The 11,874-nt window shown below is 44.4% G+C and carries 11 protein-coding genes; all 11 read right to left on the bottom strand.

Annotation, left to right across the window (positions count from 1 at the left end):
- Positions 1 to 162: 162 nt before the first annotated feature.
- The 11 genes from MHB78_RS09455 to glyQ all read right to left on the bottom strand — a co-directional run bounded on the left by MHB78_RS09455 (position 163) and on the right by glyQ (position 11,674).
- Positions 163 to 813 (bottom strand): hypothetical protein, encoded by a 651-nt coding sequence (locus tag MHB78_RS09455; protein WP_046130017.1) that lies wholly within the window; start codon positions 811 to 813, stop codon positions 163 to 165.
- A 313-nt stretch (positions 814 to 1,126) separates the two neighbouring features.
- A complete protein-coding gene (locus tag MHB78_RS09450; RefSeq protein ID WP_046130018.1) occupies positions 1,127 to 1,621 on the bottom strand; it encodes a hypothetical protein in 495 nt (164 codons plus the stop codon).
- Positions 1,622 to 1,866: 245 nt separating this feature from the next.
- Complete coding sequence (locus MHB78_RS09445) at positions 1,867 to 2,043, bottom strand: T7SS effector LXG polymorphic toxin (RefSeq protein WP_269082033.1); 177 nt, start codon at positions 2,041 to 2,043, stop codon at positions 1,867 to 1,869.
- A 389-nt stretch (positions 2,044 to 2,432) separates the two neighbouring features.
- Positions 2,433 to 2,792 (bottom strand): cytochrome c550, encoded by a 360-nt coding sequence (gene cccA, locus MHB78_RS09440; protein ID WP_046130021.1) that lies wholly within the window; start codon positions 2,790 to 2,792, stop codon positions 2,433 to 2,435.
- Between the two features lie 358 nt (positions 2,793 to 3,150).
- Positions 3,151 to 4,272, bottom strand: coding sequence for an RNA polymerase sigma factor RpoD (gene rpoD, locus MHB78_RS09435; RefSeq protein ID WP_046130022.1), 1,122 nt, complete (start codon positions 4,270 to 4,272; stop codon positions 3,151 to 3,153).
- Positions 4,273 to 4,472: 200 nt separating this feature from the next.
- Entirely contained in the window at positions 4,473 to 6,296 is a 1,824-nt protein-coding gene (gene dnaG, locus MHB78_RS09430; protein WP_046130023.1) for a DNA primase, read from the bottom strand.
- A 32-nt stretch (positions 6,297 to 6,328) separates the two neighbouring features.
- A complete protein-coding gene (locus tag MHB78_RS09425; protein WP_046130024.1) occupies positions 6,329 to 6,820 on the bottom strand; it encodes a YaiI/YqxD family protein in 492 nt (163 codons plus the stop codon).
- A gap of 264 nt (positions 6,821 to 7,084) precedes the next feature.
- The gene (locus MHB78_RS09420) at positions 7,085 to 7,897 is read right to left on the bottom strand and encodes a pyruvate, water dikinase regulatory protein (protein ID WP_046130025.1); all 813 of its coding nucleotides are present in this window, start codon (positions 7,895 to 7,897) and stop codon (positions 7,085 to 7,087) included.
- Positions 7,898 to 7,922: 25 nt separating this feature from the next.
- Positions 7,923 to 8,561 carry a helix-turn-helix transcriptional regulator gene (locus MHB78_RS09415; RefSeq protein WP_046130046.1) on the bottom strand — a complete coding sequence of 213 codons (639 nt, stop codon included), beginning with the start codon at positions 8,559 to 8,561 and terminating at the stop codon, positions 7,923 to 7,925.
- Between the two features lie 193 nt (positions 8,562 to 8,754).
- Positions 8,755 to 10,794, bottom strand: coding sequence for a glycine--tRNA ligase subunit beta (gene glyS, locus MHB78_RS09410; RefSeq protein ID WP_046130026.1), 2,040 nt, complete (start codon positions 10,792 to 10,794; stop codon positions 8,755 to 8,757).
- Positions 10,787 to 11,674, bottom strand: a complete 888-nt coding sequence (glyQ, locus tag MHB78_RS09405; protein ID WP_006637598.1) for a glycine--tRNA ligase subunit alpha — start codon at positions 11,672 to 11,674, stop codon at positions 10,787 to 10,789. The genes glyS and glyQ overlap by 8 nt, the downstream gene beginning before the upstream one ends.
- Between the last annotated feature and the right edge of the window lie 200 nt (positions 11,675 to 11,874).

Below are 11,874 nucleotides of genomic sequence, written 5' to 3'. Positions count from 1 at the left end.
AATGCACCGTGCAAAATTTTTCCTTCCCATCATCAGTTTGTCATGCCAATGACGGGCTGTAAGGCCGAACATATACAGCTTTATCTACGTATACATCGTCTTCAGGTCGACCTTTTGGCCGGTGTTTCGGTTCAGCGGGAATCCGACGAAATTTCAGCTTAGTTAAGCATATTTTTGTTCAGCTGCGTTTTGAAGAATTGCTTCTATTTGAGACACTAATTTTTCCGGTCTTCTCGTATCCATATCTTCTAACGGGTTTTCCCAGTCTAGATTCTTAATTAAGAGCACATAAAAAGTGCCTGAAGGTTCAATATCTTCATACCAGCCAACATCTAAAATCAAGCGGCTCTCTTTATGCTCTAACTGTAATAATGATGATGTAAAGTTAAACCAGTCATCACTGTCCTCCTCCAACTGATCGGGATCGATATCAATTAGTTTATTATAAGAGACGGTCCATCCTTGAGGGATTCTCAGACGTAAATAGTCAAGAGGACCTTCAAAAATCAAAATGTTCCCTCCAAATGCCGCTGCTTCTATTTTCCAAATGATCCGTTCCAATTCGTTTACCAGCTGCCGGCGCTCTTCAACATTGATGGTGTCCATCAGTTCCCCATGGTCGTCGCAAATATGTATAAGATATTCATCTTCTCCTTTAATGATGTTTACCACAGCGTTATATCTTTGTTTTACTAATTCTATCAATTTGGTATTTGGTTTAACTTTATCTTGTGAGACGGTTAAATCATTATATTTAACGAACCAGCCGCTTGGTATATTTATAGGTTCTAAAGATGTAATGGAATTAAGCAAATCGATCACTCCTTATTTGTTATTCGTCCCTTGAATCATTTTGTACAAATAACGGCTGATCCGTGACCATGATATAATCCATAAGTTCACCGCTCACCCCCGTTATTGTTTTTTCTTGTTAAAGTTAAAGGCAAATACTGTGTTTGTGTTTTGCTCCCTGTGCAATTTCTCTAGCCTCTCGGTAATGACCGGGAAATAAATGTACCGGCTATTGCAGGGAATGAAAGGAGGTTAACTTTTGCAAAAGGGAACACGCTTCCTTGCGTTTACGTTGTAAAAGATGCCGACCGAATATTTTATTTGCCAAAACGGTTTATGACACTTCATCAAATTTATACGCTACAATTTTCCCCTCTGGATAATCACCACTCCAACCGCAAGGGAAAGCACCAAACTGATATATTTCAAATATTTTTTCAAAAAAGGAATTGGTTTTTCCATGTATCGCTCTATTTATGGCACAATTATGAAGATCAGCGACAACATCATCATAAAACATGCCATATTCAAACGAGCTTTTTCTTACATTATCAGCAATTATATCTAATAATTCTTCCAATCCTTTAGGTTTTTCACTTTCTGACATTGAATAATAAACATCCCAAACTTCACTCATTTCTAATTCTCTAATATCTTTCCAATTATATTCATCCTCACCCACTATTGCTTCAAACGCTAAATGTTCAGCCGTTTTTAAATCTTTAATAAGAACAATATCATTGAAAACAGCTTCAGAACGCTCAACTTGGAAACTTTTCGAGAATTGAATAACTTCTTCAACTGGGATATTAAATACACTTTGACTCATTATTTATAATACCACCTTTCCCAAAGTTCTTTGTCAACGCCGCATCTCTTTTCCAAATTGTTTTGAAGGGATCCCAATCAAGCTCAACATATAATACCTATAAACTAAAGAATCAATCATGAGGTGGCCGGTGGCTGACGACGACTGTTCGGCATAGACTCGGACTTTCGTTGGGATCTGAAAGGATTTTGTTTTCTTCTTGTGTAATCGCTGTTTTTGGCGATTTGGCGAGCGGGATGCGTTTGTCAGCTGTTTTGCCGCTCTTCGGACTTGAGCGATTCATCCAGCTCATTAACGGCGTTGATGGTGTCCTGCCAGTTTTTTTGAGCTTTAGACATATTATCAATATAATCGTCAAGCGTCCAATTTTCAAAGTTAACGATATCGCTGATGCTCCAGGTGCAATATTGTTCTTTCTCAATTTTCCTTTTTGCCTCTTTTATACATCATTCAAATTTTGGTTAATCGTGCTGTTAGTGTAATCCAATGTGCATGCACGACTCATATGCTTCACCTAAAAAAGACGCAATATACAGACGAATCCCCACTCCCTGCAATATCCCCTTCTATCCAAAAGTAAAATGAACCTGCTTTTTCACCCGATCCTCCTGAAGAAAGCTGAATCGGATAACAGATCTTTTAGCAATTGAAATTTCGTGGCTTCCGAGTATCGGGTGTTCGAATGCTTTGAATCCATAAAAAAAGATTCGCACAGAGGCCTTGACAGGCTTTCTTTTGCGAATCTTTTTGAAAGGATTTTGGCATATACTGCCCATTTCATATTATAGCCTAAACAGCCGTCGGAAAACGGCTACTTGATCTCGGAAACCCATTTCGCCATATCATCCAGCTTTTCAGCAGGAACAAGTCCGGCAGGCATTCCGTTTCCGCCTTTTTCAATCTTTTCTTTAATTTGTCCTTGATCAAGGTGGTCTCCGACTCCTTTTAATTTCGGACCTGATACGCCTTCATAGTTTTCGCCGTGGCACGTCACGCAGTTCGCCTTGTAGATCTCTTCCGGCGATGCATCCGCTTTGTTTTCCTCGGCGGTTTTATTCCCTTCTCCGGCAATCTCTTTTGCATCGTAATTACCCTTTATCGATAAAATCACAACAAGACCTATGCCCAAAATGGCGATCACTAAAAATGGAATCAATGGATTGCGGTTCATTTTACATCCCCCTTTTTCATTTACCCCTGCCCCTATGTAAACAATTCTAATTCTACTTTAATTTTACAAAAAGTAAACCGGTTTTGAAACAAAAGCCAATGAAGTTCACATTTTAGACAAATGATCGATGAAGACCGGATGTTTTATTTCATAAGTTGAAAATCAAATTTTGAATGCGGTTTCAACAACAATTATAAAGGGCTTTTCCTAGAACCTCAAGGTTATAATGGCTGAAAAACAATTTTTGACGATTTGCAAAATCGAAAAAAATTAAGTAAAATATAATCGGGTTTACCAATAATAGCGCTTTCATAACTTTAAAAGCCAAAAAAGAACGGATCCGGCGGACCCGTTCATCTTACTCGAGAAAATCTTTCAGACGTTTGCTTCTGCTTGGATGTCTCAATTTACGAAGTGCTTTGGCTTCTATTTGACGAATTCGTTCTCTTGTTACCCCAAATACCTTACCAACTTCTTCTAACGTTCTAGTCCGTCCGTCATCAAGACCGAAACGAAGGCGCAATACGTTTTCTTCGCGGTCTGTCAGCGTATCAAGCACGTCTTCAAGCTGTTCTTTCAACAGTTCATATGCCGCATGATCTGACGGAGAAGTCGCTTCCTGGTCTTCGATGAAATCGCCGAGGTGTGAATCATCCTCTTCTCCTATCGGAGTTTCAAGGGAAACCGGCTCCTGGGCAATCTTAAGAATTTCGCGGACTTTTTCAGGTGTCAAATCCATATCTTCTGCAATTTCTTCAGGAGTTGGCTCCCGGCCGAGATCCTGAAGGAGCTGCCTTTGAACGCGGATCAGTTTGTTGATGGTTTCCACCATATGAACAGGAATCCTGATCGTTCTCGCCTGGTCGGCTATTGCTCTTGTAATCGCCTGTCTGATCCACCAAGTAGCGTATGTGCTGAATTTGTATCCTTTGCGGTAGTCAAACTTTTCAACAGCCTTCATCAGACCCATGTTTCCTTCCTGGATCAGGTCTAAGAAAAGCATGCCGCGGCCGACGTACCGTTTTGCGATGCTGACAACAAGCCGCAAGTTTGCTTCGGCAAGGCGCCGCTTGGAATCTTCGTCGCCTTCTTCAATCTTTTTGGCATATTCGATTTCTTCTTTTGCAGACAGGAGATTAACCCGTCCGATCTCTTTTAAGTACATCCGGACAGGGTCGTTTATCTTAACGCCCGGGGGCACGCTTAAATCATTCAGATCAAACTCTTCTTCAGCTTTAGCCAGCTGTTGAATATTAGGATCCTCATTTTCTTCGTTTTCGCTAATTAATTCAACGCCCTGCTCTCCTAAAAATTCATAATACTCATCCATTTGGTCTGATTCGATATCGAAACTGGACATGCGCTCTGCAATTTCTTCATATGTGAGCACACCGCGTTTTTTTCCGGCCTCTGTTAATTGGTCCCTTACCTGTTCAAACGTGAATTCAGTTTCGGTCTCGTGTGCTTGTTTATCAGCCATTCATGGATCCCTCCTTCCAAAACTTACAGACGAATTCTAAAAGCGTCCCGCTTTATTTGTTCCTATTTCACGCTTTTAAGCCTTATATCTGTCTAGAGCTTAACGGGAAAGCAAATCATAAATTGACAATATGTGATTAGGACAAGCATTTGCTCCTCCGTAAGGATTCATTGCCAAATGCTCTCCTATTATATAACGATTTATTTTAGCGAACGGTTTAACTTAATAATTTCCTGAGCTAAAGTCGCCGCTTTAATAAAATCCTTTTGCCTTTCGGCTTCCGTCCTTGCAGCTTCTTTTTCTTTTATCATTGACCAATTTCGGTAATTCAACACTTTTTTTACGTAATCAGATAATTCCGTTTCGCTGAGCTCCTCGTTTATCTGAAGCATTAAAATATCCGTAAGAAGCTGGCCCAGCTCCTGATCATCAATTCTTTTAAAGAGCTGCTGGATGGAAATGTCGGCTCCTTCTTCATACATGGCATACAAATAAGCCGCTATCGCCCTGTGCTGATCAAGGTTAAACTCAAAACCGACGCGGTCCAAAACCTTTCGGATGACGTCCCGGTCGCGAATCATGTGGGCGATCAGCATTCGCTCGGCGTTTTCATGAGCCGGTCGAAGCCCCGTTTTTTTTCGCGGAGGCCGCGGGACTGAAGTGCGGCGTTCCTGCAATTCGTTACGGCCGCCGTCCCTTTTTCTGCCGGCGGACTCTTTTTCAAAAACGGAAAGCTGCTCTTTCAGCGAATCGAGTGAGAGCGCAAACTCATTTGCCAGCTGCTTGATATAGATCTCCTGCTCAAGAGGCCCGCTGAGCTGGCTGACTTCCTTTAATACATCGTTGATGTAGGCTAAACGGTCACCTTCATCAGACAGATTTTTTCCCTTGCGGAAATAGTGCATTTTAAACGTCATGATCGTGACGCTGGACCCTATTACATCCTGTTTGAATTTTTCGCCGCCGAATTTTTTGATGTAGTCATCGGGATCCAGGCCGTCTGGAATCATCGCAACCTTGACGGTACAGCCCCGCTTTTGAAGCATGTCGGCCGCTTTCAGCGTGGCCTCGTATCCGGCCTGATCCGAATCATAGCAAAGGATGACCTCTCCGACATTACGCCTGATGACCTTTGCATGCTCTTCCGTAAGGGCTGTTCCCATCGTCGCGATCGCTTCTTTCACGCCTGAACCGACGGCTGATATGACATCGGCAAAGCCTTCAAAAAGGACGGCCCTTTCTTCTTTCCGAATGTGAAGCCGCGCCTGGTGAAAATGGTACAGCAGCTTGCTTTTGCGGAAAATCGGGGTTTCGGGACTGTTCATATATTTCGGATGCTCTCCGGTGAACGTCCGTCCCGAAAATGCGACCGTTGTTCCGTGGTGATCATGAATCGGGAACATAATCCGATTCCGGAAGCGGTCAAAATAGCCGTCTCCGTTTTCACGCCTGATGATCAGGCCTGCTTTTTCCATCAAGCCGGCTTCAAAGCCTCTCCGCTCCAAAAATTTCGTTATGAAATCCCATGAATCAAGAGCGCATCCGATTTCAAACCGCTCGATCTCTTCCATCGTAATGCCTCTCTCGAGCAAATAATCGAGCGCTTTTTGGCCTTCTTTTGTATTGACCAGCAAATGATGATAAAATTTCTTTAACAGCTCATGAGCTTCCGCCATCTTCTGTTCATCTGAATTGCCCGCGCTGTATGAGGAAACGGCTGTTACATGCTCAGGCATATCAATATGATATTTGTCCGCCAAATGAGTCACTGCTTCACTAAATGAATAACCTTCGATTTGTCTTAAAAATGAAAAGACATTTCCTCCCGCTCCGCATCCAAAACAGTGGAAGATCTGTTTTTCTCCTGAAACGGAAAAAGATGGCGTATTCTCGCCGTGAAATGGACAGAGCCCAAAATAATTACGCCCCTGTTTTCTTAACTGGACGTACTCTCCAATCACTTCAACGATATCAGCCGATTTTTGAACTTGTTCTACGATTTCATCCGGTATACGATTGCCCATGTTCCAACACTCCGTCGTACATAATTCGCTGCTTAGTACGTAAATCCTTCAATTTTCGACAAGATTTTTTGCAGCTCTCTGACAAATCGCTCCCTGTCTTCTTTGACAAGCTTTTTCGGGCCTTTTGTGTAGCGTCCGCTCCTTCTCAGTTTTTGAGAAATGTGACGGCGGCAAAGCGCGAGATCGATGGACTTCTCCTCGAAACGAAATCCTCTCTCTGACAGCACAAAGACCTTTTTGCCAAGCAAGAGTGATGCGAGCCCGATATCCTGTGTAATGACCAAATCACCTGCGCGAACATGATTGGCAATGTACAGATCCGCCGCTTCTTTGTGCGGATCGACGTACTTCCAATTCTCTCCTTCTTCCCTTGTGACTTGATAATGTTCGAATGAAGCCACGAACACAACATCCACTTCGTAATCGGATGCCACTTTCAGCACCTCGTCTTTTACCGGGCATGCGTCTGCATCGACAAAAATCGTCCTTTTGTTTTCAAGAAGACTAATTCTCCATCCCTCCATCAAACTCCTGCTATAAATACGGGCAAAATCACACAGGTTTCAAAATAATCGATCTATAAAGAATTTGTCGAAAGTTTTTTTCTTGAAATTCTTGACACGATACCCATAATAGTTTATTCGTTCTGTACTAAGCTTAAACCTAAAATTAATCATTTTATCACAATTTTTTATTATAATACAAATGGGTCAAAGATGCTATCATTTTCACTTTTCCCAAAACGCCCAAAGCAAAAACCCAGGATGGGGTGTCCTGAGTTTTTATGTTTAGACCCTTTTTGTCATCATGTTATGGATAATGTTAGCCGTTTCTTCTACCGCTTTATTCGATACGTCCACGACGTTGCAGCCGATGCGGTTCACGACTTTTTCAAAGAATTCGAGTTCTTCCTTAATGCGGTTGATATTGGCATATATCGCTTTGTCATTGAGGCCCAGGGATTTTAGGCGCTCTTTCCGGATATGGTTCAGCTTATCAGGGCTGATTTTCAAGCCGATGCATTTCGCCGGATCGACGGTAAAGAGCTCTTCCGGAGGATCGACTTCCGGAACGATCGGCACGTTTGCCACCTTCAGGCGCTTGTGAGCCAAATATTGTGATAATGGGGTTTTAGACGTCCTCGATACGCCGATTAAGACGATATCCGCTTTTAATATCCCCCGCGGGTCCCTGCCGTCGTCGTACTTCACGGCAAATTCGATCGCTTCCACCTTTTTGAAGTAATCTTCATCAAGCTGGCGGACGCGCCCCGGTTCATATTTGGCGCTAAAGCCGTATACGGACTCCATTTTCTCGATCAGCGGGCCGATGATATCGTAGTAGACTACGTTTCTTTTTTCAGCTTCAGCAATCAAGAATTCGCGGATTTCCGGCACAACGAGCGTAAAGCAGATGATGCCGCCGTCGGCTTCTGCCAGCGAAATGACTTCCTTAATCGTTCCGCGGTCTTCCACATATGGAATCCGCCTGATATTGGTATGCTCAGATGAACCGTTGAATTGACTGACCGCCGCCTTAACAACCAGCTCGGCGGTCTCGCCGACAGAGTCGGATACAACATAAATCGTCCGATTATTCATGATATCCCCCCATTGGTTTTTCACTCTACATGATTTCATTTTCAGATAAGCCGACAAGGATTTTTGTCATGTTTGTCTTCGTGATTCTTCCCACTACTTCAAAGCCCTTTTCCGTATCTTTTACAACGGGCAATGCGTCAATTTGTTTTTCAATGAGCGTTTTGGCGACGTCCAAAATGAAATCTTCGCGCCTGCATATCGTAATGTTAGGCATTCTTGTCATAATGATATGGACGGGTATAGAAGGGAGCTCCTGTTTGCCGATGCTTGCCCTGAGCAAATCTTTGCGTGAAAGTACACCGACTAAGATGGCGTTATCATCAACAACAAAAAGCGTTCCTACGTCTTCTAAGAACATCGTACAGATCGCATCATAGACGGAAACATTTTCGTGAATCACCACCGGAATCGACTGAAAGTCTTTCACCTGCAGCTTTTTCAGCTTATCAGCCAAAAGCTGGGTGCCTGTCTTGCCCGTATAAAAATAACCGACCCTCGGCCGCGCTTCTAAAAAACCGGACATCGTTAATATCGCCAAATCCGGCCTGAGGGTAGCCCTTGTCAAATTCAGCTTTTCGGCTATATGCTCCCCGGTTATCGGGCCGTTCTCCTTGACAATCTGCAAAATATGCTCCTGACGTTTATTTAGTTCGATCGTACTCACCACCTTTAAGCTGAAGCTCACGATTCGTTCAATATGTATAAACAGTCGATAACATATTATAACGCATAAAGGCGCAAAAATAACAGCAATTACATTTGAACTCTATGAAAAAGGCAGTATTATTTTGACAAATACGAAAAAAATTTGGCAAAAAGACGGCTGCCCGCATATGCGGCAACCGTCATCTGTCCGTTTATTTTACAATGATGTCATTGATGTTTGCAAAACTCCGGATCAGTTTCGCCAAATTTGCCATTTGCGCTAAGCGGTTTTCTTTTAATCTTTCATCGTCGGCGTGAACCATCGTATGGTCGAAGTAAGCTTCGATCGGCGCTTTCAGCTTGGAAAGCTCGTCAAAGGCTCCTTCATAATCTTTTGCTTCGTAAAGGTCCGCGATTTTCCGTTTCGTTTCTTCATATGCCTGAAACAGCTCGGATTCTTGCGGATTTTCGAACAGCGATGCGTCAATGGCAGCAGCTTCGCTTTTTTTGCTGATCGAAATGACCCTTGCCAGCGCCTCAGCCGTTTCTTTGAATTCCGGTTTTGCGGCCTGCGCTTCGAGTACGGCGGCTTTTTTAAGGGCTGAATACGGTTCAAGCTCTGTGCTTTCAAGGACGGCGTCTGTCACGTCGTATCGGATGTTTTCCCCGGTCAGCACATATTTAAGCCGCTGTTTGAAGAAATCGAGCAGCTCGCTGTTTTCTTTCAATTCTGTAAAGGAAATCAGCTTTTCAAACGAAATTCCCCAGTTCCGGTCAATCAGGATCTGGACGATTCCGCTCGCCTGCCTTCTCAAGCCGTACGGGTCCTGGGAGCCTGTCGGAATCACGCCGATTTTGAAGAACGAAGCGACGGTGTCAAGCTTGTCGGCTAATGCAACGACGGCGCCGACAAGAGTTGAAGGTGTCTCGCCGCCGGCCTGTCTCGGCATGTAATGCTCGTTAACGGCGCGCGCGACTTCTTCGTTTTCGCCGAGCATCCGCGCGTATTTTTCGCCCATGATTCCTTGAAGTTCAGGGAATTCATAGACCATCTGCGTAACCAAATCAAATTTGGAAATGTGCGCCGCACGGTCGATCAGCTTCGCTGTTTCATCGTCAGCGCCGATTTCCTGTGCGATCCGCCCGGCTATTGCCGCAGACCGTCTCACCTTGTCTCCAAGTGAGCCAAGCTCTTCATGGAAGACGATCTTCTCAAGTTTTTTCACATTTTCCTCAATGTCTAATTTTTGGTCTTCCTTGTAGAAGAAAGCGGCATCTGAAAGGCGCGCCCTTAACACCTTTTCGTTTCCCTTTGCAACGTTTTCCAGCGCCCGGTCGTTTCCGTTCCGCACCGTTACAAAGAACGGAAGCAGTGCACCTGTTTCATCTTTGACAGGGAAATAGCGCTGATGCTCTCTCATCGTTGTGACGAGAACCTCTTCAGGAATCGCCAGAAAATCCTCTTCAAACGAGCCGAACAAAACGGTCGGATATTCAACGAGATGGTTGACTTCATCGAGTAAATCTTCGTCTCTTGGAATGTTCCACGATTTTTCGGCAGCCAATTTGTCAAGCTGCTCTGTAATGAGCTGCTTGCGCTTTTTTGGATCGGCGATGACGAATTGGCTTTCCAGCTTCTCCTCGTATTCTTTCGGCGCGTTCAGCTCGACCGCTTCTCCGAGGAAACGGTGCCCCTCCGAGATTCGGCCGCTTTCGACATGTGCGACCGAAAAAGGAACGACCTCGCTGCCGAATAAAGCGACAATCCATTTAATCGGCCGGATGTATTTTAGCTCTTCGTTTCCCCAGCGCATATTTTTCGGGAAGTGCAGGCTCGTCACCAAATCGCGCAGCTCAGGCAGCAGCGAGACGGTGTCCTGTCCCTTTTGGAATTTTTGCACGAATACGTATTCCGTCCCTTTTACGTCTTTCACGTATAAATCTTCCGGACTTGCGCCTTGCCCTCTTGAAAAGCCGATCGCAGCTTTCGTCCATTCGCCGTTTTCGTCAATGGCGATTTTTTTGGCAGGCCCTTTGGCTTCTTCTTTTATATCATCCTGCTTTTCGGCTGTGTTTTCCACAAGGACTGCAAGTCTTCTCGGCGAGTTAAAAAGCCGGATATTGCCGTGCGCGATGTTTTTGTCTTTCAGCCAGCTTTCGATTTTTTCACCCAATTGCGTCATGCTGTCGTGCATGAACCGCGCCGGCATTTCTTCTAATCCGATTTCTAACAGCAAATCTTTATTACTCATGGGATGCCTCTTCCTCCTTCAGCATTGGAAAGCCCAGCTTTTCGCGTTCGTTGTAATACGTTTTCGCCACTTTTCTGGCAAGGTTTCTGACCCGCGCAATATACCCGGTCCGTTCTGTTACGGAAATGGCTCCTTTCGCATCTAGCAAATTGAAGGTGTGCGAGCATTTCAGGACATAGTCATATGCCGGATGGACGAGCCCTTGATCCATTTGACGGTTCGCTTCTTTTTCATATGTGGCAAACAAGTCAAACAGCATATCTACGTCAGACGTTTCAAACGTATATACGGAATGCTCGTATTCAGCCATCATGAATAAGTCTCTTATCGTATAGCCTTTGGTCCATTCCAAATCGAATACGTTCTCTTTGTCTTGAATATATGAGGCAAGCCGTTCAATACCGTATGTGATTTCAACTGAAACCGGTTTGCATTCGAGCCCCCCGACTTGCTGAAAATAGGTGAACTGGGTGATTTCCATGCCATCCAGCCATACTTCCCAGCCAAGACCTGCACATCCGAGCGACGGGTTTTCCCAGTTGTCCTCGACAAATCTGATGTCATGTTCCAGCGGATCAATCCCGAGCGCCTTTAAGGAATCCAGATACAGCTCCTGAATGTTGTCCGGCGACGGTTTGATGATGACCTGGAACTGATGGTGCTGATACAGCCTGTTTGGGTTCTCGCCGTATCTGCCGTCAGCAGGACGTCTTGACGGTTCTACGTACGCAACCTTCCACGGTTCCGGTCCGAGGCTCCGTAAAAATGTATAAGGGCTCATCGTCCCCGCGCCTTTTTCCACATCATACGACTGCAGAAGAACACAGCCTTCGTTAGACCAATGCTTTTGCAGCGTCAAAATCATTTCTTGAATATTCAAATGAAGCACCTCCACAAACGTGTTTTTCAAATTCACCAAGCGGCATAGGGAAAACTGGGCAGAAAAAAACTCCCGTCCCTATGCTTGTTTTTTGACAAACATAGGGACGAGAGTTCTCCCGCGGTTCCACCCTATTTGCTGCAAGCCTGATCGCCTGCAAGCCTCTTTTTTAAAAGCTGCTCAAGGAATGCCTTTCATTA

Origin of the sequence: Bacillus sp. FSL K6-0138, assembly GCF_037982765.1 — a bacterium.
Classification (GTDB): Bacteria; Bacillota; Bacilli; order Bacillales; family Bacillaceae; genus Bacillus; species Bacillus glycinifermentans.
This window is presented reverse-complemented; position numbering and strand designations above follow the sequence as displayed.

What these genes read in the sequence shown, in the direction of transcription:
- MHB78_RS09450 (WP_046130018.1), bottom strand. Translation starts at nt 1,621, where the DNA reads ATGAGTCAAAGTGTATTTAATATCCCAGTTGAAGAAGTTATTCAATTC.
- cccA (WP_046130021.1), bottom strand. Translation starts at nt 2,792, where the DNA reads ATGAACCGCAATCCATTGATTCCATTTTTAGTGATCGCCATTTTGGGC.
- rpoD (WP_046130022.1), bottom strand. Translation starts at nt 4,272, where the DNA reads ATGGCTGATAAACAAGCACACGAGACCGAAACTGAATTCACGTTTGAA.
- dnaG (WP_046130023.1), bottom strand. Translation starts at nt 6,296, where the DNA reads ATGGGCAATCGTATACCGGATGAAATCGTAGAACAAGTTCAAAAATCG.
- MHB78_RS09425 (WP_046130024.1), bottom strand. Translation starts at nt 6,820, where the DNA reads ATGGAGGGATGGAGAATTAGTCTTCTTGAAAACAAAAGGACGATTTTT.
- MHB78_RS09420 (WP_046130025.1), bottom strand. Translation starts at nt 7,897, where the DNA reads ATGAATAATCGGACGATTTATGTTGTATCCGACTCTGTCGGCGAGACC.
- glyS (WP_046130026.1), bottom strand. Translation starts at nt 10,794, where the DNA reads ATGAGTAATAAAGATTTGCTGTTAGAAATCGGATTAGAAGAAATGCCG.